Origin of the sequence: Chryseobacterium cucumeris, assembly GCF_001593385.1 — a bacterium.
Lineage (GTDB): Bacteria > Bacteroidota > Bacteroidia > Flavobacteriales > Weeksellaceae > Chryseobacterium > Chryseobacterium cucumeris.
Genome location: NZ_LUVZ01000001.1, coordinates 202,938 through 222,766, shown reverse-complemented (window position 1 = coordinate 222,766; position 19,829 = coordinate 202,938). Strand labels below are relative to the sequence as shown.

The window sequence follows — 19,829 nt, the reverse complement described above, 5'->3', positions numbered from 1 at the left end:
TGTCTTTGCGAACGAAAATAGTATTAATAAAAATATCTTGCGACATTGTTTTAAAATCTATTGTATTAATTTTTTTATTTCTTCCAAATCACCAATTTCGTCTACGGTTTTGTCTTTCCTCCATCTTACAATTCTTGGAAATCGTAGAGCTACACCACTTTTATGACGATTGCTGAAACCTATACCTTCAAAAGCAATTTCAAAGACCAGTTCTGCTTTTACCGTTCTTACAGGACCGAATTTCTCGATGGCATTTTTGGTAACAAATCGGCTCACCTCCATGATTTCTTTATCTGTTAATCCTGAGTAGGCTTTGGCAATGGTCACCAGGCTATCTCCGTTTTTCACAGCAAAACTATAATCTGTGTAATAAGCACTTCGCCTGCCGCTTCCTTTCTGGGCATAGATCAGAACGGCATCAATGGTAAAAGGATTGATTTTCCACTTCCACCAGTCACCTTTTTTCCGTCCGGAATGGTAAGGTGAATTTTTTTGTTTTAACATCAAACCTTCGCTGTTTACATCTCTTGAATTTTCACGAAGCAAATTCAGTTCTTCCCATTTTTCAAAATCCAGACTTTTGGAAATGCTGATGCGTTCAGGGTTCTCATTCAGTAGTAATTCTTCAAGTAAAGCTCTTCTTGCGGAGATGGGTTTTTCTCTCAGATCGTTGTCTTCCAGTTCCAGTAAGTCATAGACAAAGACTTCTATAGGTATTTCTGAGAGCATTTTTTTAGTTAAAGTTTTCCTGTTTAATCTCTTTTGTAATTCATTAAAATTTAAAACTTTACCATCGTTTACTGCAAGTATTTCTCCATCCAGTACAAAGTTACCTTTCATGGCTTTTATGGCGTCTGCAATTTCCGGAAATTGTTCTGTGACGAGTTCTTCACCTCTTGACCAGATGAACACTTCATCGTTTCTCCTGATGATTTGCCCGCGTATTCCGTCCCATTTGTATTCTACCAGCCATTCATCAGGACTTCCCAGTTCTTTAGTCTCTTTTTCCAAAGGATAGGCAAGGCAGAAAGGGTATGGTTTTGAGTTGTCTGGGTTTACATTTTCGGCATCAATAAGTTCTTTGAAGGAAACTTCTTCCGGCTGCCATTTTCCCATTAAACTGTGCATCAAAGCACTCGGTTCCTGCCCTGAAAATTTTGTCAGTGCATTGATTAATGTTTTATCTGAAACTCCAATCCGGAAGCTTCCGCCAATTAATTTATTGAAAATCAATCGCTCGGTATAATCCAGCCCATTCCAGGACTGCAGTACAAATTCTTTTTTTTCTGCATCTGTTTTGCCTTTCAGACTCACGATATCATTCATCCATTCTGATAATGAACGTTCAATTTTTTCCTCTGGAGGCGGAAGAATTAATGATAGAGTTTCTCCAAGATCTCCTACCGAAGAATAGGATTCCTGAAACAGCCAATAAGGAAGTTTTGTGATTTCCAGGGCCCATTCTTTCATGTAATTGGTATTGACATTTCTCTTAGGTCTTTTGCCGGTAAATAAAGCGATAAACCATACTTTATCTTCATCAGGAGCACGCTCAAGATAGTCAATGATAGCATCAATTTTAGCATTGGTTTTATTGGTTGTTTCCAACGCGTTGATAAGGTCTGCAAAATGTCTCATGATTCCGGATTTTGTGAGATTTCTTTTTCAGATTCTTCTTCATCTTCACCGTAAAGTGTTTCTACAACATCTGCTTTAATTCCTGTTTCATTAAGATATTTTGAAAAAACTTCTGTCTGTCCATGAGTAACATGAACCAGCTCTGCTTCAGTTGCTTTTACCGTTTGTAACAGCCCTTTCCAGTCTGCATGATCACTCATCGCAAATCCTGCGTCCGCGCTTCGCCATCTTCTGGCACCACGTACCTGCATCCAGCCGGAACATATGGCCGTGGCCGGATCTGGAATCTTTTTGATGATATTACTGTCGAGCAAAGCAGGTGGTACAATCACAATTTCGTGCTCCATTTCTTTCGGACGTTCTCTGAAATCCGCAATGGTATATTCAGGAAGTTCAATTCCGACTGTTTCAAAGGCTTCATTAAGCTTTCCGATAGAATAATGAACATATATTTTCCCTAAATCTTCCACTGCTTTCATGATACGCTGGGCTTTTCCTAAAGAATACCCTATGAATACAGAAGTTTTATTGTTTTCTTTATTTTTCAGAACCCAGTTCTGGAGTTTTTTATTTAAGTCCAGAACTTCCAGCCAGTTGTAAATAGGCAGTCCAAAGGTGCTTTCTGTCACAAATTCATTGCATTTTACCAGTTCGAAAGGAGTACTTAACCCATCATCCTGAACTTTATAATCTCCTGAAATGACAGTTACATAGCCTTTATATTCAAGCTTTATCTGAGCAGAACCAATGATATGTCCGGCAGGGTGAAGTGAAAGTTTTACTCCATTGATGGTAATCACTTCTCCATATTCTACGCTCTGGCATTCGATATCTGGTCCAATTCTCTGGTACAGAATAGGTTTGGTAAAATGGTGACAAAGGTATTTTTTCATTCCCCAGCGGGCATGATCAGCATGACCATGGGTGATAACAGCCATCTCGACGGGTCTCCAGGGATCTATATAAAATTTTCCCTGAGGACAGTAAATGCCTTTTTTTGTAAATGTGATTAATTTCAATGGTGTAATTGGTTTATAGAATTAGCTTCAAAAACTTAACCAATTTACAATAAAGTGTTTATTTTTTAATTTTTGTGGTATGAAATCTAATAACAGGATCTATTATGTTTGAATGATCATTCATAATAAATTCAGGCCAAAGCCGGTAATGAAATTTCTTTTATTAAACAGGCTTTCTCCGACTACGCCCAGGATAATGGTCCATTTCTATTGATGGAAAATGATACAGGAAAGATTGAAGGCATAAAAAAAGCTGTTCCGATTCGAAACAGCTTCTATCGATTATTTTTCATTCAACACGTCATTTACGAAGTCAATCCATTGATAATCCGGAATAGTTTTGTCTATGAAATAATCGGGTTGAATACCTTTTTCGTCAATGGCCATATCAGGAATACGAAAGCTTTTGGAGAGTGCATAACCCATTTTAAACTCGTTACAAGGGGAATTTACAAAATACATATTGGAGATATCCAGAACTCCGGCAGTAGTGGTTCCGAAAAGCTTTACTTTTTTACTTTGTTTAGCAGCCAGTAAAAATTCTTCTGCAGTACTTCCGTTTCCGTTATTAATGATGATTCCTACATTCTTTGGATATGGTGAAATTTTATCCATTTTGGTGATTCCTACAATTTTTCCATCATCCTGAAGGCTTACAAATTTGCCTAAGTTCTTGCTGAGCTTGTCATAAGCTTTCTTCAGATATTCTCTTTCATCTGCCTGCATACCATATTTCTGATAGTTGTCATAGAAATCAAGCATTCTCTGATTATTCAGTTTTGTAGAATAAAGCTGTGTTCTTACACTTCGGATAGGGTTTGTGTAGAGATAAGGAATAATTTTGGCAAAACTGTTATCACTTCCACCACCATTATATCTGATATCAATAATTAGATTTTCTGTACTTTCAATTTTTGATTTATTGGCTGTAATAACGCTGTCAATATCTTTTTTCAAAGCACCATTAAATGAAGGGATTCTCAAAAGCAGTGTAGTCTTATTAAGCTGCTTCAGGAACGGTTTTTGTGCCATAATAGCCTCATAATACGTTTCAATTCCTTCTTCTTTTTCAAATTTCGGGGAAACTCTTTTCAGGGTAAAGTCATTGATTTCAAGATAGTTTTTTCCTACAAGTCTCATATCGTGAATTTCCTGTCCGGTTTTATTTCTCAGATAATAGGTTCCTTTTGTTTTATCGTTGTTGAAAGTCAGCTTTAATTCATTAGGTTTCCAGTTTTCGGCTGCGGATTGTATGATAAAACCTTTATAGACTTCCCCAAACTTTTTAATACCTATTGTATAGGGCTCAACTTCCCAGATTCCTTCAATATCTGAATCATTTTTAGATGCAGCTTCTTTTTTGAACTTTTCAAGATCTATTTTCACCAATTCTGTTTTGGTATTTTCACTAGCTGCTGGCGGGGCTTCGGTAGCTTTATTTTCTATTTTTGAAACTGAAAAATGACCGGATCTGAAGAATTTAAGCCAGTCATATATTGTCTGATAACATTCTGTATCGGATTTTGCATTTTTGATTCTTTTCAGAAAGTCATCATTATGAGCCTGATAAGCGGGAAGACCTTTTTTATCAATCACATACTGATATCCGGCATCATTTTCTTCAAAAGTCTTTTTTACCCACTGATAATTACTTTCACAATTGCAGTTTTGAGCAAAGCTAAAAGAAGTAGATGTGATAAAAATTAAAAAAAGTGTTTTAATTTTAAGCATATATTAGTTATTAGTTGTGTTGTAAAGCTTACAAACCTAACGATAATCCTAATTTTTTATGATGCAAAAAAGAGAATTTTTCTAAAAAATCTTTTCTGATGCACTTTTTGAGCTTTTCAGCAATATGAAAATGAACTTTCAGGCAATATTGACCTTCTTAAAATCTTTGAAATTTGTACATCATTAAAAAAGAATACAATGAGTAAAACAATTTTAATTACAGGGGCAGCAAGTGGATTTGGAAAGATAGTAGCTTTTGATCTTGCTAAAAAAGGACACAAAATAATCGCTACAGCTCAGGTCTATCCTCAAATGAGTGATTTAATCCGTGAAGCTAAAGAACAGGGAGTTGATCTGACTGTCGACAAACTGGATGTAACAAGCCAAAGAGATGTAGACTATATTGTAAAGAAATATGGTGATATTGACATTCTCATCAGCAATGCCGGAATTATGGAAGGCGGTCCGATTGCGGAACAGCCCGTAGACATTATCCGTTCTATGTTTGAAGTGAATGTATTTGGTGCATTGAACCTTGCACAAGGTTTTATTAAAAGGTTTGTAGAAAAGAAAAGTGGAAAGATTATTTTCACGTCTTCGATGGGAGGTTTATGGACCGTTCCTTATGTTGCCGCTTATTGCTCTTCAAAACATGCTTTGGAGTCTATTGCAGAAGGATTGAGAACTGAGTTAGCTCCGTTCAATATCAAAATTGCAACTTGTAATCCAGGTGTATTTGGAACAGGTTTCAATGATAGAGGCGTAGATTCTATTTTCCATTGGTATGATCCGAAAAGCAACTTTACTCCTGAATCAGCGTTTGACGGAGCAGCAGAATCTTTAGCACATCAGCTTGATCCTCAGTCTATGGCCGAAGTGATTGTAAATGTAGCTTTAGATGACAACAGCAACTTCAGAAATGTTCATCCGAAGGAAACCGAAGAGTTTGTAAAACAGCTTCAGGCAGAGGCATGGACCGCAAAAAGCTAATATCATGGAGTTGAATTATAAAACAGCCGAAAAGGCTTTGCAAACAGCCAAGGAAAAAGCATTATCTCTAAATATTCCTGTAACTATTGCTGTGGTAGATATGGGCGGACACCTTATCGCATTAGCAAGACTGGATAGTGTTTATGGAGTGATTGATTTTGCCGTTAAAAAAGCAAGAACTGCCGCTATGTTTAGTGTAAATACTGAAATGATGGGAAGTATTATCTCAGAAACAGGCATCCATGGATATGGTATGCTGAATTCAAATGAAGGGCTTTTGACTATTGCAGGTGGTGTTGTTCTTCAAAATGCAGAAGGAAAAATTATTGGTGCTATAGGTTCTTCAGGAGGAAGCCCCGAGCAGGATAAGGAAATTGCAGAAGCAGGAGCACAGGCTATTGCTTAAATTTCAGATATTTGCATGATGGAAAATACTTCTGAGATCATATTTGACAAACTGGTTTATTCATGCGCCTTTGAATCTTACAGAGGCCATGAAGAGTTTATTCCGGATCATTTTCTGGGATTTCAGATATCCGGAGAGACTCATGCTTTTCATGAGCATGGTAAAACGGTGATTAAAGAAAATACCGTAGTTATGGTCAGAAAAAACCAACTGATCAGAACGATCAAATATCCTTCGAGCCATGAAAAGTATCAGTTTGTTTCCATTACATTGGATGATGAAACGCTGAGACAGTATGCTACAGAAAATAAAATAACCGTAAATACAGGTTTTAGTGGTAATGAGCGGTTATTTTTTGAACCTGATGATTTTTTTGAGAGCTATTTTGCTTCTCTTATTCCTTACATTAATAAAACAAAGAAAATTCCCTCAAAGTTAGCAGCATTAAAGGTGAAGGAAGCTATTGAATTACTTTTGCTGAGTAATCCGGATGTTAAAAATCTTCTTTTTGATTTTTCTGAACCTCATAAGATTGATCTTAAAGAATTTATGAACAAAAACTTTATGTTCAATGTATCTGTAGATGCTTTTGCAAGACTTACAGGACGCAGTCTTTCGGGATTTAAAAGAGATTTCAGCAAAACTTTTGAAATGACACCCAAGCAATGGCTGAAAGAAAAAAGATTACAAGAAGCCTATTATTTAATTAAGAACAGAGATAAAAAGCCTTCAGATATTTATCTTGATCTGGGTTTTGAGAATTTATCTCATTTTTATTCTTCTTTCAAAAAAAAGTTTGGAGTGACGACTACGGAGGTCTAACTTTTAACCATTAAAAAAACACAATTATACTATAATTTAACTGTTGGAAAAGCGCAAAGACGCAAGAAAGGTTTTACAATGTGATGATTTTAAGTCGCAAGGATTTTATCTCTGATAAAATGTGATCCTGAATCGTTGATTAATCACAACATCTGCGAGAATCTATCGATCATTTATGATTTTCCGGCCTCTTTGCGTTTTCTTACTGTTATGGGATCATATTTTCTGATCTTAATCTTTCAAATACCTGTGTAAAAGAGTCTTCTGTACTTGTGTAAGCTGTAAAGCCCAGTTTTCTGCTTTTAGACATATCACACATCACTTCCAGAGGTCTCCCCAGATCCAGGTCAGTATGCCATGCAGACGACAGACGGTTAAGATTACTTTCTTTGAGATTATATTTTTCTGCAATGGCTGTCCAGGTTTCGTGATCGTTTTCCAGTTCTTTTTCAAGAGGTCTTATAGTTCCGTTGAAACCTTCAGCTTCTACACCAAACCAGACCGCCAGTTTTTTCCAAAGCCATTTCCATCGGAAAACATCTCCGTTAACAATATTAAAAGACTGGTTTTTTGCAGATTCTGTAGATGATGCCCAAACCAATTGTTTAGCCAGTATTTTGGCATCAGTCACATCTGAAACACCGTTCCATTGAGCCTCTGAACCCGGCCAGATGAACTTTCTTCCGGTTTCTTTGCAGATGCTGGCGTATACAGCCAATGTAGTTCCGATATTCATAAGATTTCCTATGGCATATCCAACTACGGTGTGAGGCCTGTGAATGCTCCAGGTAAAACCATCTCTTTCAGAAGCTTTATATACTTCGTCTTCCTGCGCGTAATAAAAGTTGGGAAGGGGAAGTCTTGGATGTTCTTCTCTGACAGGTGTTTCCGGTAAAACGCTTTCTTTAGCATAAGCTTCAAATGGCCCCAGATAATGTTTAAGCCCTGTAACCAAAGCCACATGCTGAACCGATTTTTTATGGGATAAAACGTTTAGCAGATTTCTCACCAATAGGCTGTTGACACGGATATTTTCTTCTTCTGTGTCGCAGCGCATCCATGTGGTAAAGTAGATATGAGTGGGAGAGATCTCTTTCAGTGCTTCTGCAAGGTTCTGCTCATTCATCAGGTCTGCTTTAATGGGACGAAGACCATCAATAGGAGTGTTCGGGTTTCTGGATAATCCGTATGTTGTCCAGCCTTGTGCAATCAATTCTTCAGCAAGGTTACTTCCTGTAATTCCGGTAGCGCCAACTACCAATGCAATATTTTCCATAAGTATTGTAAAATTTCCTGTACAAAATTATGGCTGACAGAAGGCTTTACCATTGATGTGGATCATGCATTTGGGTTGATCTGGATCAAGGATTATTCATAAAATTCTTTTTACGGATTCTGCTTACGGTTTCAGGAGCAAGACCAAGATAAGAAGCAATAAGGTTGTGTGGAACTCTTTTGATCATTTCAGGATTCTTTTGTACCAGTTGAAGATATTTTTCTTCAGCCGTATAGCTATTGGAAACAATGAGTCTGTAATCTTTTGTGACAAGGCTGTTTTGATATAAAATTCTGAAATAGCGGTCCATCATAGGAATTTCCAGCATCATTTTTTCATAGTTTTCCAGGGTAATCATCAGGACTTCTGTTTCTTCAATAGCATCAATATTCAGGACAGATTTTTCCTGATTGATAAAACTGTTGAAATCTGAAATCCACCAGCCCTCAAAGGCGAACATATTGATGTGCTCATTTCCTTTTTCATCAAGAAAATAAGACTTCAGCAACCCCTTGCTTACAAAAGACAACGATTTGCAGACATCTCCTTCCATAAGAAGATACTGTTTTCTGCGAAGTTTTTTAAGGGTAAAATAGGACTGAATCCTATTCTTCTGTTCGTCCGTGATATCAACCTTGTTTTCGATATGGGAAAGCAGTACTTCAAACATCCAATAAATATTTCATTAAACTTACTATTTTTCAACAGCAATTGAAACCCTATTTTTCGAAATCATAGAGGTTGATGCCTATTTCTTCATTTTTGATTTTGACAGCCCTTGTATTCAATGGATAGAAAATAAATTCTGCCGCTCCCTGAATTTTTGCCTCCAGAAGATGCCCAGCCAAAGCGGTATAATCTTCTCTTCCCAGCGTTATATGAAGGTGAAGTGTCAGTTTCCCTTCTATTTCAGACACATTTCCGGAAATATTGGTGACTTCCATCTGTTCTTTGAAAGTCTTGTCCACATATTTTTTGGTTGCGGGATTAAAGAAGCGAAGGGTAGCTTCACTTACAGCTCCAATTCCGGTTACTTCTCCTGCCTGGATATTTTGATCCTGAATAAAATCCGTTAAAGTTTCTATAATATAGGAATGATTATCAAGACTCAAGAGGTAAATCTGATCTGTTTTTCTGGCAGACCAACGGTTTCCTTTGTAATTCATAATCTCTGTATTTATCTTATTGTTTTCAAATAATTGATGATTCCAATCACATCATCTTCACCAAAACCTTTGTCATGCGCATTTTGATAGGTTTGAATCAAAGCTTCGGAAAGAGGATAATCTGCTCCTGCATTTTTAGCGAGAAGAATGTCTTTCAGCATCAGATCAAGGGCAAATGCCGGAGCGTACTGATCTTCAATCAACAATGGCGTTTTTACTTTGGTTGCACCGCTTCCGCTGGCACTTTCGTTAATAATTTCCAGCATATCTGATCGTTCAATTCCTAATTTTTCTGAGAGTAAAACAGTTTCCGCCAGTCCCTGATAGATAGTGGACAAAAAATAATTGATCGATAGTTTCCCTGCGATTCCTTTTCCGTTTTCACCCAAATGTTTTACAGATTTTCCCATTTTAAAAAGATAAGGCATAGCGCGCTGGATATCGTTTTCCTCACCTCCTGCCATAATGATCAGTGTTCCTTCTTTTGCCGGTAAAGTACTTCCTGCTACAGGAGCATCGATAAAAGATGCTTCTTTTATTTTGAGAGCGGCAGCGGTTTCTGTGGACGTTTCCGAAGAAATAGTACTCATATCCACAAAGAGTTTTTCCTGAATGTCTAAAGGAAGAATCTCTTTATATACTTCTTTTACAGCACTGTCGTTGGTCAGCATGGTGAATATAATATCACTGTTTTGTACAAGGTCTTTAATTTCGGTATAGATGGTAGATTTTTCCTGAAAACCTTTGGTTTTTTCCAATGATCTGTTGTAAACCGAAAGTGGAAAACCTGCTTTTTCAATATTCTTTGCCATAGGGTGGCCCATATTTCCTAGTCCGATAAATCCGATTTTTTCCATTATCCTATCTTTTATTTTGTTATTAATTAAGGTTGTATGTTTTCAATCTCCTGGATGAAAAGGAGTTAGTTGAAAAGTAAATCAATGAAAGTATAAAATATGATTGTTTTGCAGCAAAATATCGACCAAATGGGTATTTTACAAAATTAAGTTTTAATTATATTTTTCAGCATAAACTTTTAAAACCGGATAAACTTTCAGAAATTTGCAGCAAATAAGAATCAATGAAGATCGTAGATATAGAGAACTGGAACAGAAAAGAACATTTTGATTTTTTTTCTGGTATGGCAAGCCCTTATTTTGGATTTACAACCGAGGTAGACTGTACAAAAGCATATAATAGGGCAAAAGAAAAAGGGTATTCATTTTTTGCCTATTATTTCCACAAATCTATGGTGGCAATTAATACTGTGGATGAGCTAAAGCTCAGAATCATTGATGATCAGGTGATACAGTTTGATACCGTTCACGCTGGCAGTACGATTGGCAGACCGGATGGTACTTTCGGTTTTTCATTCACTCCTTTTTCAGAAGATTTCGAAACATTCAATGCCGCTTTGCAGGAGGAGATAAAAGGTGTTCATGCAAGTACAGGCCTTAGGTTAAGTAATGAAAGGCTGGGGAAGGACCACATCAGACACACCACCATCCCGTGGAACTCGTTCAGTGCGATATTACATCCTACTGATTTTAATACCACAGAATCGGTTCCTAAAATCGCCTTTGGACGGTTCAATATTCGTGAAGGAAGAAAATACCTTCCGGTTTCTATTGAAGCTCATCACGGATTGGCAGATGGAATTCATCTTTCCAGATATCTGGAAGCGTTTCAGAAAGGGTTGGATCAAGACTAAAAATAATACATAATTTATAAGAAAGCCGGATTTACAATAAATCCGGCTTTTTTTATGGATACATCATTATTCACTTCTGTGGTAAATACGCTGAAAACATTGATCGAGATCATAAAAAGTTAATACAATAACCCACTACATTTACTTCCTGTTAAAATAAGACGCAAATAATGGGAAACAGGCTGATAAAAGCAGTTATGATATTTTGACTCAAAATATAACGTGGTATGTATGTGGTACACATATTTAATAAAATTTTAATCATTTTTTCTTTCTTTGCCTGTGTAAAAATGGAAAGAAATTCATAGGTGTTATTTTTTTAACAAAATATTTCAATAATTACAAGCTATAAACCATAAAATATTGAATAATATTAATTAAAACTATAGGATTTTGAATATATAAAAATTATTTTATTCCCGGTATTGATTCTGTAAAAACACAAATTGAACAGTGAAAAAAGACTTTGTACAGATACACAAGAGATGTGGTATCTGAAATAAGAGATGAAAAAGTATTATGAAAAATAGAAAACCTGAAACTAACTTAGAGGATTTAACCCAAAAGATTCTTGTACAAGACGAAATAATGGCATTGGCTAAAGCAAATTCTCCTCGTCTCTTGAATAAATTCAGATTGGTTTATCCCGATTTTTTTAAAAAGTTATCTGATATACAGCCTTCCCTTAAAAATTCTGAACTGATCTTTTGTATTTACCTTAAGCTCAATATGACCACCAAAGAAATTGCAACCTGTATTTTTGTGACTCCAAAAGCAATACAGAACAGGAAAAACAGAATCAGAAAAAAATTGAATATTCCTTCTGAATTTGATATTTATAAATGGTTTAATGAAATTTAAACCATTTTTTCTGCATTTATACTTCTACTATGGCTTTATCCAGATCATGATATAAAAGAATTTTCCAGTTATTTTCTCTTGCTTCTTTTTCCCATTTAAGCCTTAGCTCCATTGCTTTTCTGCCATCGAAATCGCTTTTATAGGCCAAATGGTATTTTAAATAAGAAGCCTGAGGAAGATCATCGGCTCCGTAGAAAGCCGTTTCATCATTTTCCCTGATCCAGAAAACCTGCATAAAAGGAGTATGTCCGCCGACTACTTCATATGTAATTTCGTCTGTGATCTGTCCCTGGTTTTCATTCATCCAGATAATGTTCGGAAGTTGAATCAATTTTTCCAGGATATCAAAGTCAAAAGAAGGATTTCCTTTCTTTTCCATTGCAAAATCCAGTTCGCGTTTCTGGATATACATCTGAGCATTTGGAAAAGCAGCTTCAAAACCATTTTCCGTAAGCTTTACAGCTCCTTCAATATGATCTTTATGGAGATGGGAAAGCAATAACTTTGTGATCTGTTCAGGACGAATATTTTCTTTTTTAAGAATTTCTGAAGCCACCGTTGTTCCGGACTCATTTTTCCAGCCAATTCCTGCGTCCAAAAGGATATAATCATTTTCAGTAATAATAAGAAAAGGCTGCACAGACATTTTGATTCCTCCGATGGTATCAAAATTTTCTTCTGTTAAAAGCGTAAAATCTTTGGTTTTGCTCGCTGAAAAATTGCCTTCTTTAAGTGGAATTATTCTCATGTTGCAAATTTCCTTAATATTTCTAATATTCAAAAGGTTTTTCATCGATATATATGATCAATAAAAACAATCATAGATACAGAATGCTGAGATTATTCTACTTATCGCAACATTACGGATTATTCGTAAAGATGTAAAAGATGAGACCGGAAAATTTCTTTTTTTTATGATTATCTTTGATCTCTTAAAAATCTGACGATCTGCTGTCAGATGACTTTCAATTCAAATAAAAACTTTATACGCAATGCAGGAGAGTTCTTCCCAGGGTATTTCCCGGACTGTCATCTGGCTTATGGCCGTTATTGCCGGGCTTGTAGTCGCCAACAATTATTATAATCAGCCTTTATTGGCACTCATCTCTGAAGAACTTCAGGTTTCTGAAAGTGCTGCGAGTAAAATTTCTGTCCTTACACAGATTGGCTATGCATTAGGATTGCTGCTGATTGTTCCTTTGGGAGATAAGTTTTTCCGCAAGAAATTAATTTTAATTGATTTGTGTCTGGTTTTTGGTTCACTTTTATGGATGACTTTTGCTACTCAGTTGTGGATGCTGTATGCAGCCAGTTTACTGATTGGAGCTACATCAGTAATTCCGCAATTATTTGTCCCTATTGCAGCTGAGCTTTCATCTGATAAAGAAAAATCCTCCAATATCGGGTTGGTTATGTCCGGGTTATTGCTCGGAATCCTTCTGTCACGTTTTGTAGGTGGAATCGTAGGAGAAGTCTGGGGGTGGAGAGCCATGTTTGGAATTGCAGCCGGACTGATGATTCTTGTTTGGTTAGCTGTTTATAAAATGCTTCCGGAGCTGTCTCCTAATTTTAAAGGAAGTTATAAAGAACTGATGCGTTCTGTTGTCCAACTTGCCAAAACACAACCGATTCTTCAACTGGCATCATTCCGTGGAGCTATGGCATTCGGGTCGATGTGTGCTTTGTTTACCACATTGGTTTTTCACATGGAGAAACCTCCTTTTAATGCCGGATCGTCTGTAGTGGGAAGCTTTGGATTAGCAGGAGCTGTAGGAGCTTTAGCTGCAGCTAAGGTGGGGAAACTTCAAAAGTATCTGGATATTAACCGGATTATATTGTACTCTTTATTGATTGTGATAGGAAGCTGGAGCTTTACCTATTTTGCAGGAGAAACCTATTGGGGATTAATTGTAGGGGTGATTCTTGTTGATCTGGGAGTACAGTCGAGCCATATTATGAACCAGACCAATTATTTCCTGATTAAATCCAATGCAGTGAACCGACTGAATACGGTGTACATGGTATCTTATTTTATCGGAGGATCACTGGGAACCTGGCTGGCTTCTATCGCCTGGCAAAAGGCTCAATGGACAGGTGTATGCTTTGTAGGAACTGTATTTGGTGTATTGGCTCTGATCGCTCATATATTGTTTTCAAAAAGAGTAAATAAAGCAAACACAGAGATGTGATTTTTTATATTTTGACTTGCTGAAGAAGCGTGATTTTATCTTGATAAAATCACGCTTCTTTTATTTTCAAATCTGCAGATTCTAATCTTTACTCTTCAATTGTTTCCTGGGTCTGCATCATTTCCCTATGTTTTCCTCCCCATTCATCAAGCTGTTTCCAGATCGGAATCAACTCTCTGGCAATAGCTGTAAGGTCATAATCTACTCTTGGCGGAACTTCAGCATGGACAGTTCTTTTTACCAGACTTTCTTTTTCAAGTTCTCTCAGCTGAAGGGTTAGCATTCTTTCCGTTATTCCTGAAATAGAGTTTCTAAGTTCACTGAAACGTAATTTTCCGTCTTTTAACTTATTTAAAATAATCAGTTTCCAACGTCCTCCGATTTTGCATACTGCATAGCTCAGATCACATCCCTGGATATACTTTTTGTTGATATTATTCGTTGAGTTTTCTTTTATTTTGCCCATTACTTACAAATTTGTTAGTACCATACATTTAGCTGTATACAATGCAAATGTAAGGTTTGAGATTTAATTTTGTTCATCAAAACAGAAAATAACTGCAAGAGGAAGGACAATAGCGCTCATGTTTTCCGCAGTAGCAACAACTTAAATCAAAATAAAATGCAATTAACGCCTAAGATAAAACAGATTTTAAATCATTTAGAAAGTATACAACCCTTCAATCCTCAGGATTCTTTAGACGGAGCAAGAAAATTTCTTGAAACCATGTCTCTTCAGCTTAGCGGGAAGAAAGAATCAGTAACCATGATTGAAGAGCTGCATATTCCACGGGAAAATCATCAGATTCCTATCCGTATTTACCGTCCTAAAGGAAGAGATGTTCAACAATCACCAGCTTTTATTTATATTCATGGAGGATGGTTTATTGCCGGTGGGTATGAGACCCATGATGCTGTAGTCCGCAAGTTGGCTAATAAAACAGGAGCTGTAGTTATTTTTATAGATTACCGTCTTGCTCCCGAACATCCTTTTCCGGCTGGTCTAAATGATTGTATCGATGGTGTAAAATGGGTATTTGAAAATGCAGAATCTTTAGGAATCGATACTGATAAAGTAGGAATCATAGGGGACAGTGCCGGAGCGGCTTTATCAACGGCAGTTTCTACTCAGCTGGGAAAACATCTGAAATTTCAGGTATTGATTTATCCTGCAGTTGATAATCAGTTGAATTCTAAGACCTGGGAAACCTATGAAAACGGTCCGGTTCTCAATAAACAGGGTGGGATAGAAGCATGGGCAGGATATCTTCCGGAAGATGAGAAAGATAATCCTCTGGCAATTCCTGTTTTAATCAGAGATTTTAAAGAGACACCACCTACCTTAATTATTCTGGCAGAACATGATCCTTTACTGGATGATGGAAAACAGCTTTCTGCCAATATGGAAAATGCGGGAATTAAGCTTAAAACAAGCCTCTACAAAGATATGGTCCATGGATTTATGCATATGGGAGAACTACTGGAAGAAGTACAGTCAGCAGTGAATGAAATGGCTGAGTTTGCCCATCAAAACTTAAAATCCGGCGAATAAGTATCATGAAGAAATATGCATACATTGGATGTCTGGGATTTATAGCGGTTATTACAACAGAATTTGGGGTGATCGGAATTCTTCCACAGATTGCAGAATATTATAAGATCAGCATAGACAAGGCTGGGTATCTCTTGAGTGCTTTTGCTTTAATTATTGCGCTTACAGGACCTTTTATGACTTTACTGACATCAGGTTTTGACCGTAAGAAAATAATGATTACTGCGATTTTCATGTTTCTGATTACAGGATTTGTATCTTCTTTTTCACCTCCTTTCTGGCTGCTGATGTTGGTGAGAATTTTACCTGCATTCCTTCAGCCGGTATATATCGCGACTGCATTATCTGTGGCGGTATCTCAGGCAGATGACCGGAAAAAGAATGGATTAATGGGAATTGTTTTTAATGGAGTAGCCATTGCCATGGTAACAACAGTACCGTTTGCCACCTGGATTGCCGGGCTTTGGGCCTTTCAATATTCATTTATGATACAGACTGTGGTGAGTCTGATTGCTCTGATGGTCGTTTATTTTATGCTTCCTCCAATGCCTGTGAAAGAGAAAAAATCTTATGGAAATCAGATCAGAATATTGAAGCAACCTCCATTTGTACTGAGTACACTGACTAATTTTTTCATGATTACTGCGTGGTTTTCTACTTACAGTTATTTTGCAGATTATCTGAACAAAGCCAAGGGAATGGATACTTCAATGATAAGCTATATGCTTCTGTTGTTTGGAATTATCGGAGTATTTGCCAATGGAGTTGCCGGAAAAATGCTTAATAAAAATGTGGCAGGTACCACCGCTATTTTTCTTTCCGGAACTATTGTGGTACCTGTTTTTCTCTATTTTTCTGACGGAAACCTATGGGCAACGATTGCTGTTATTGGAATCTGGGGATTCCTTTATTCACCGAGCTTTTTGAATGCATCCACTTATATGATTTCTTCAGCACCGGAGTCACTGGAGTTTGCCAACAGCCTTGCTACCTCATTCGGAAATCTGGGGGTGACGGTGGGAACTACCATCGGTGGATGGGTAATCGTTACTAAAGGAGTAGAGTATATTCCCTGGATAGGCCTTGTTTTTGGACTTCTTGCCTTTGCAATGATGATTCTAAAAGTAATCGTAGGGAAGCGCAGACAGGTACTTTCCGCCTGTCAGAATTAAACTGTAATAATTTTTGTTACATTAAATAAAATACAGTATCTTTGTACTATTAATTTGAAATTGATTAAGCTTTTATTTTTGAACCATTAAGATTTAATAAGAGTTTAAGAGTATTAAGATGGGCTTCGCTTTACGATTAAAAATCTGAATGACTCATCTAACTACGCTTTATCTTTTAAATGCTTCTTAACGGTTTTAATAGAGATTGAATATTTTTTGATAAGTTTAAACAGTTTCTTGATTTAAAATTAAAGACAATGAAAATAGAAATCTGGTCGGACGTGATGTGTCCGTTTTGTTATATCGGAAAAAATAATTTTGAACAGGCTTTGAATAAGCTTCCTTTTAAAGATGAAGTAGAAGTAGAGTGGAAGAGTTTTCAACTGGATCCAACTCTAGACCCCAATAAAACTCAGGATACAATACAATATTTCAGGGAGAAAAAAGGAGTTGCTGAGCCTCAGGCTGCTCAGATGCTGGGGCAGGTTACTCAAATGGGAAAAGGAGCCGGAATTGATTTTAATTTTGAAAAGACTCTGATCACCAATACCTTCAGTGCCCACAAACTGCTTCATTTGGCTAAAAAGCATAACAGATCTAATGAAATGGAAGAAACATTATTTATCGCCCATTTTATTGATGGTAAAAACGTGGGAGATATAGAAGTTCTGGTTGATCTTGCTGAAAGTTTAGGAATTGATAAAGAAGAAGCAAGACAGGCCGTTACAACAGATCAACTGGATTATGAAGTCAACCAGGATATTCAGGAGGCGAGAAACAATGGAATTTCCGGAGTTCCTTTCTTCGTTTTGAATGGTAAATATGCCGTTTCCGGCGCGCAGCCTGCAGAGGTATTTGAAAATGCCCTTCAGCAGACGTATAAAGAAACCGTGAGCCCGTTTAAGGATCTTTCCGGTGAAAACGGAGCTTCCTGTGATGCAGACGGATGCAGCATCTAAGATATGAGAACCCCAAAATAGTTTTATTTTGGGGTTTTTAATTAGGTATATAATTGAATATTTATATATTTGAAAGACTTCAATGAAATCCGCTAAGATTTAAGAAAATGAACATTAACATTTTTAGATATACCTCAATTATTTCTTACCTGTTCATTATTTTAACGGGACAAATGATAGGATTACCATTTATTTTTTGGCTTCTATTTACTGCTTTTGATTTCTGGAATATAGAGCAAATTTTTGCTATATTAGGGCTTTTAGGTGCTATACTTAATGTTACAAGATGGAAAAATAAAGTACTCATAACAATTTTAAGTTTTATGATGATGCTTTCACCCATTATGAGCAGGATAGTGCAAACTCCCATAGAAAAGTTTAATTATTTTGCATTCAAGATTCCTTTGTTTCTGTTTATTGTATGTTATTTAATATTTATCGTTCTTAATGCAAAAAAAGGAAAACCTGTTGTATCTTTGTAATACAGTGTCAATAGCTGTATAAATCTGATTTCTCAATGATAAAAATTAACAACGAAAGTCATTATTCAATAGATGATACCCTTTTTGTTTTTGCATTAGATTCCGAAGCAGGAACCGTTTTTGACGATAAAAACAAATTAATTACCGGCATCGGAAAAGTAAATGCAGCGATTGAATTAACCAAAGAAATTCATACAAGAAAACCTAAACTGATCGTGAATTTAGGTTCTGCAGGAAGTAAAGGATTTCACAAAGGAGAAGTGGTATGCTTACAAAGTTCATCCAGAGAGACATGGACGTAAGAGGATTAGGGTTTCAATTGTATGAAACACCATTATCCGGAGTACCACCTGTATTGGAATACGGTCTTAAAATGGATACTTTGAAAGAGGGAATCTGTGGAAGCGGAGACAGTTTTGAAATGAACCACTCTGAGACAGATTACAATATTGTAGACATGGAAGCCTATCCACTGGCATTGATTGCCCAACAGGAAAACATTCCGTTTTTATGTCTGAAATATATTTCTGACGATGCAGGAAGCGATGCCGCTGATGACTGGAGTGTACAGGTACATCTGGCTTCCGAAGCATTTAAGAAAATTCTTTTTTCATAACATTTATTCTTATCATTATGAGTTCAATTATCATTAATAAAGCCTCGGCTGAAGATGTAGAAATTGTACAAAGTTTAGGAATACAGACGTTTTCTGAAACTTTTGCAGAAGATAATACGGAAGAGGCCATGAAAAAGTATCTGGAAGAAAGTTTTAATACAGAAAAAATAAAATCAGAGTTGAATAATCCTGATTCATTTTTCTATATTGCCTGGGAAGAAGACAATCCTGTAGGCTATCTGAAAGTCAATTCCGGAGAGGCACAGACCGAACTTCAGGATGATACCGCCCTTGAAATTGAAAGAATCTATGTAAAGAAAAGCCATCACGGTAAAAAAGTGGGCCAGCTTCTTTATAACCAGGCTTTGGAAACAGCTGAGCAGCTTGGTAAATCATACTTATGGCTTGGGGTTTGGGAAAAAAACCTGAGAGCTTTACAATTTTACAGAAAAAATGGATTCGTTGAGTTTGATAAGCATATTTTCAGGCTTGGGGAAGAAGAACAGACCGATCTGATGATGAAAAAAGTATTGGATTAATTTTCTGCAAAACAGAAAGATTGTATGTACCCACTGATTACACAGGGTTTCACAGATGATTGTGTAATACAATCCTTTATACTTTCCAAATACCAAAATGAAGCATTCAGAATTTGTAAAACATATTAATCACTATTATCCTTTATCTGAGGAAACCATCAAAGATTTATTGGATATCTGTACAGAAGAGTACTACCGCAAAAACGATCTTCTGCTGGAATCCGGTTCTATGGCCAGATATTATTACTTTTTAAAGTCAGGACTTATAGGATATTACACAGTAGATGAACAGGGGAATAACATTTACAAAATCTTTTTTGAAGAAAACAGCTTTGTTGCTTCTACAGCTGCTATTATAAAAAATGAACCCAGCGATTTTAATATCGTTGCACTTGAAGATTGTGCTGTAATACAATATCCTGCAAAAGCCTATCGGGGATTGCTTGAAAAACACCATGACCTTGCTCTTTTTCATATGTATTATCTGGAAAAAAACTGGGTAGTTAAAAAAGAACCTCTGGAAGTTTCCCTCAAATACGAAACAGCTAAAAAACGGTATTTGCAGTTGCTTGAAAACACCACTCTTTATAACAGATTAAAACAGCATCACATTGCTTCTTATCTGGGAATTACACCTACACAGCTCAGCCGGATCAAAAAAGAAGTTCAGGGAGATAAATACCATTAAATTTTACCCGTA

23 protein-coding genes are annotated in these 19,829 nt (G+C 36.5%); 14 read left to right on the top strand and 9 right to left on the bottom strand.

Annotated elements, in window-relative coordinates:
• Positions 1–57: 57 nt before the first annotated feature.
• The 3 genes from A1704_RS01005 to A1704_RS00995 form a co-directional block, all read right to left on the bottom strand.
• Positions 58–1,638, bottom strand: a complete 1,581-nt coding sequence (locus tag A1704_RS01005; RefSeq protein ID WP_062669617.1) for an ATP-dependent DNA ligase — start codon at positions 1,636–1,638, stop codon at positions 58–60.
• A complete protein-coding gene (locus A1704_RS01000; protein WP_062669615.1) occupies positions 1,635–2,657 on the bottom strand; it encodes a ligase-associated DNA damage response exonuclease in 1,023 nt (340 codons plus the stop codon). Before A1704_RS01000 ends, A1704_RS01005 begins: the two co-directional genes overlap by 4 nt.
• Before the next feature lie 282 nt (positions 2,658–2,939).
• Positions 2,940–4,388, bottom strand: a complete 1,449-nt coding sequence (locus A1704_RS00995) for a S41 family peptidase (protein WP_062669613.1) — start codon at positions 4,386–4,388, stop codon at positions 2,940–2,942.
• A gap of 198 nt (positions 4,389–4,586) precedes the next feature.
• Here A1704_RS00995 and A1704_RS00990 point away from each other — a divergent pair, with 198 nt between their 5' ends.
• Genes A1704_RS00990 through A1704_RS00980 form a run of 3 tightly spaced genes read left to right on the top strand, consistent with a single transcriptional unit; the run spans position 4,587 to position 6,606 of the window.
• The gene (locus A1704_RS00990; RefSeq protein WP_062669611.1) at positions 4,587–5,378 is read left to right on the top strand and encodes an SDR family oxidoreductase; all 792 of its coding nucleotides are present in this window, start codon (positions 4,587–4,589) and stop codon (positions 5,376–5,378) included.
• A gap of 4 nt (positions 5,379–5,382) precedes the next feature.
• The gene (locus A1704_RS00985; protein WP_062669609.1) at positions 5,383–5,784 is read left to right on the top strand and encodes a GlcG/HbpS family heme-binding protein; all 402 of its coding nucleotides are present in this window, start codon (positions 5,383–5,385) and stop codon (positions 5,782–5,784) included.
• Between the two features lie 15 nt (positions 5,785–5,799).
• A complete protein-coding gene (locus tag A1704_RS00980; protein ID WP_238590562.1) occupies positions 5,800–6,606 on the top strand; it encodes a helix-turn-helix domain-containing protein in 807 nt (268 codons plus the stop codon).
• A 208-nt stretch (positions 6,607–6,814) separates the two neighbouring features.
• Here the strand turns inward: A1704_RS00980 and A1704_RS00975 are convergent, their stop codons facing one another.
• From A1704_RS00975 to A1704_RS00960, 4 genes are all read right to left on the bottom strand, one after another.
• Complete coding sequence (locus A1704_RS00975; RefSeq protein ID WP_062669605.1) at positions 6,815–7,882, bottom strand: SDR family oxidoreductase; 1,068 nt, start codon at positions 7,880–7,882, stop codon at positions 6,815–6,817.
• Positions 7,883–7,967: 85 nt separating this feature from the next.
• Positions 7,968–8,552: a Crp/Fnr family transcriptional regulator gene (locus A1704_RS00970; protein ID WP_062669603.1), complete on the bottom strand. Its 585-nt coding sequence runs from the start codon at positions 8,550–8,552 to the stop codon at positions 7,968–7,970.
• Between the two features lie 49 nt (positions 8,553–8,601).
• Entirely contained in the window at positions 8,602–9,048 is a 447-nt protein-coding gene (locus A1704_RS00965) for a PPC domain-containing DNA-binding protein (protein WP_062669601.1), read from the bottom strand.
• A gap of 11 nt (positions 9,049–9,059) precedes the next feature.
• Positions 9,060–9,920 carry an NAD(P)-dependent oxidoreductase gene (locus A1704_RS00960; RefSeq protein ID WP_262486806.1) on the bottom strand — a complete coding sequence of 287 codons (861 nt, stop codon included), beginning with the start codon at positions 9,918–9,920 and terminating at the stop codon, positions 9,060–9,062.
• A gap of 209 nt (positions 9,921–10,129) precedes the next feature.
• Between A1704_RS00960 and A1704_RS00955 the strand changes: the two genes are divergently transcribed.
• Both A1704_RS00955 and A1704_RS00950 read left to right on the top strand, forming a co-directional pair.
• A complete protein-coding gene (locus A1704_RS00955) occupies positions 10,130–10,759 on the top strand; it encodes a chloramphenicol acetyltransferase (RefSeq protein ID WP_062669597.1) in 630 nt (209 codons plus the stop codon).
• 519 nt (positions 10,760–11,278) lie between these two features.
• Complete coding sequence (locus tag A1704_RS00950) at positions 11,279–11,620, top strand: helix-turn-helix transcriptional regulator (RefSeq protein WP_062669594.1); 342 nt, start codon at positions 11,279–11,281, stop codon at positions 11,618–11,620.
• Positions 11,621–11,636: 16 nt separating this feature from the next.
• Here the strand turns inward: A1704_RS00950 and A1704_RS00945 are convergent, their stop codons facing one another.
• A complete protein-coding gene (locus tag A1704_RS00945) occupies positions 11,637–12,368 on the bottom strand; it encodes an MBL fold metallo-hydrolase (RefSeq protein ID WP_062669592.1) in 732 nt (243 codons plus the stop codon).
• Between the two features lie 244 nt (positions 12,369–12,612).
• On the opposite strand from A1704_RS00945, the gene A1704_RS00940 reads away from it, so the two are divergent.
• Positions 12,613–13,809 carry an MFS transporter gene (locus A1704_RS00940; protein WP_062669590.1) on the top strand — a complete coding sequence of 399 codons (1,197 nt, stop codon included), beginning with the start codon at positions 12,613–12,615 and terminating at the stop codon, positions 13,807–13,809.
• Positions 13,810–13,897: 88 nt separating this feature from the next.
• Here A1704_RS00940 and A1704_RS00935 read toward each other — a convergent pair whose 3' ends face one another.
• Positions 13,898–14,275, bottom strand: coding sequence for a winged helix-turn-helix transcriptional regulator (locus A1704_RS00935; protein WP_062669588.1), 378 nt, complete (start codon positions 14,273–14,275; stop codon positions 13,898–13,900).
• 156 nt (positions 14,276–14,431) lie between these two features.
• On the opposite strand from A1704_RS00935, the gene A1704_RS00930 reads away from it, so the two are divergent.
• The 8 genes from A1704_RS00930 (at position 14,432) to A1704_RS00900 (ending at position 19,817) form a co-directional block, all read left to right on the top strand.
• Positions 14,432–15,361: an alpha/beta hydrolase gene (locus A1704_RS00930; RefSeq protein ID WP_062669587.1), complete on the top strand. Its 930-nt coding sequence runs from the start codon at positions 14,432–14,434 to the stop codon at positions 15,359–15,361.
• 5 nt (positions 15,362–15,366) lie between these two features.
• Complete coding sequence (locus A1704_RS00925) at positions 15,367–16,533, top strand: MFS transporter (RefSeq protein WP_062669585.1); 1,167 nt, start codon at positions 15,367–15,369, stop codon at positions 16,531–16,533.
• 257 nt (positions 16,534–16,790) lie between these two features.
• Positions 16,791–17,492, top strand: a complete 702-nt coding sequence (locus A1704_RS00920) for a DsbA family oxidoreductase (protein ID WP_062669582.1) — start codon at positions 16,791–16,793, stop codon at positions 17,490–17,492.
• 107 nt (positions 17,493–17,599) lie between these two features.
• On the top strand, positions 17,600–17,974 hold the full coding sequence (locus A1704_RS00915; protein ID WP_062669580.1) for a hypothetical protein: 375 nt from the start codon (positions 17,600–17,602) through the stop codon (positions 17,972–17,974).
• 35 nt (positions 17,975–18,009) lie between these two features.
• The gene (locus A1704_RS24850) at positions 18,010–18,276 is read left to right on the top strand and encodes a nucleoside phosphorylase-I family protein (RefSeq protein ID WP_238590561.1); all 267 of its coding nucleotides are present in this window, start codon (positions 18,010–18,012) and stop codon (positions 18,274–18,276) included.
• Positions 18,240–18,590 (top strand): phosphorylase family protein, encoded by a 351-nt coding sequence (locus A1704_RS24845; RefSeq protein WP_238590560.1) that lies wholly within the window; start codon positions 18,240–18,242, stop codon positions 18,588–18,590. The genes A1704_RS24850 and A1704_RS24845 overlap by 37 nt, the downstream gene beginning before the upstream one ends.
• Positions 18,591–18,607: 17 nt before the next feature.
• Positions 18,608–19,129 (top strand): GNAT family N-acetyltransferase, encoded by a 522-nt coding sequence (locus A1704_RS00905; RefSeq protein WP_062669578.1) that lies wholly within the window; start codon positions 18,608–18,610, stop codon positions 19,127–19,129.
• A gap of 97 nt (positions 19,130–19,226) precedes the next feature.
• The gene (locus A1704_RS00900; protein ID WP_062669576.1) at positions 19,227–19,817 is read left to right on the top strand and encodes a Crp/Fnr family transcriptional regulator; all 591 of its coding nucleotides are present in this window, start codon (positions 19,227–19,229) and stop codon (positions 19,815–19,817) included.
• Positions 19,818–19,829: the final 12 nt, after the last annotated feature.

Coding starts and splice junctions, on each gene's coding strand:
- A1704_RS01005 (WP_062669617.1), bottom strand. CDS start 1,638: ATGAGACATTTTGCAGACCTTATCAACGCGTTGGAAACAACCAATAAA.
- A1704_RS00995 (WP_062669613.1), bottom strand. CDS start 4,388: ATGCTTAAAATTAAAACACTTTTTTTAATTTTTATCACATCTACTTCT.
- A1704_RS00990 (WP_062669611.1), top strand. CDS start 4,587: ATGAGTAAAACAATTTTAATTACAGGGGCAGCAAGTGGATTTGGAAAG.
- A1704_RS00985 (WP_062669609.1), top strand. CDS start 5,383: ATGGAGTTGAATTATAAAACAGCCGAAAAGGCTTTGCAAACAGCCAAG.
- A1704_RS00980 (WP_238590562.1), top strand. CDS start 5,800: ATGATGGAAAATACTTCTGAGATCATATTTGACAAACTGGTTTATTCA.
- A1704_RS00975 (WP_062669605.1), bottom strand. CDS start 7,882: ATGGAAAATATTGCATTGGTAGTTGGCGCTACCGGAATTACAGGAAGT.
- A1704_RS00970 (WP_062669603.1), bottom strand. CDS start 8,552: ATGTTTGAAGTACTGCTTTCCCATATCGAAAACAAGGTTGATATCACG.
- A1704_RS00965 (WP_062669601.1), bottom strand. CDS start 9,048: ATGAATTACAAAGGAAACCGTTGGTCTGCCAGAAAAACAGATCAGATT.
- A1704_RS00955 (WP_062669597.1), top strand. CDS start 10,130: ATGAAGATCGTAGATATAGAGAACTGGAACAGAAAAGAACATTTTGAT.
- A1704_RS00950 (WP_062669594.1), top strand. CDS start 11,279: ATGAAAAATAGAAAACCTGAAACTAACTTAGAGGATTTAACCCAAAAG.
- A1704_RS00945 (WP_062669592.1), bottom strand. CDS start 12,368: ATGAGAATAATTCCACTTAAAGAAGGCAATTTTTCAGCGAGCAAAACC.
- A1704_RS00940 (WP_062669590.1), top strand. CDS start 12,613: ATGCAGGAGAGTTCTTCCCAGGGTATTTCCCGGACTGTCATCTGGCTT.
- A1704_RS00935 (WP_062669588.1), bottom strand. CDS start 14,275: ATGGGCAAAATAAAAGAAAACTCAACGAATAATATCAACAAAAAGTAT.
- A1704_RS00930 (WP_062669587.1), top strand. CDS start 14,432: ATGCAATTAACGCCTAAGATAAAACAGATTTTAAATCATTTAGAAAGT.
- A1704_RS00925 (WP_062669585.1), top strand. CDS start 15,367: ATGAAGAAATATGCATACATTGGATGTCTGGGATTTATAGCGGTTATT.
- A1704_RS00920 (WP_062669582.1), top strand. CDS start 16,791: ATGAAAATAGAAATCTGGTCGGACGTGATGTGTCCGTTTTGTTATATC.
- A1704_RS00915 (WP_062669580.1), top strand. CDS start 17,600: ATGAACATTAACATTTTTAGATATACCTCAATTATTTCTTACCTGTTC.
- A1704_RS24850 (WP_238590561.1), top strand. CDS start 18,010: ATGATAAAAATTAACAACGAAAGTCATTATTCAATAGATGATACCCTT.
- A1704_RS24845 (WP_238590560.1), top strand. CDS start 18,240: ATGCTTACAAAGTTCATCCAGAGAGACATGGACGTAAGAGGATTAGGG.
- A1704_RS00905 (WP_062669578.1), top strand. CDS start 18,608: ATGAGTTCAATTATCATTAATAAAGCCTCGGCTGAAGATGTAGAAATT.
- A1704_RS00900 (WP_062669576.1), top strand. CDS start 19,227: ATGAAGCATTCAGAATTTGTAAAACATATTAATCACTATTATCCTTTA.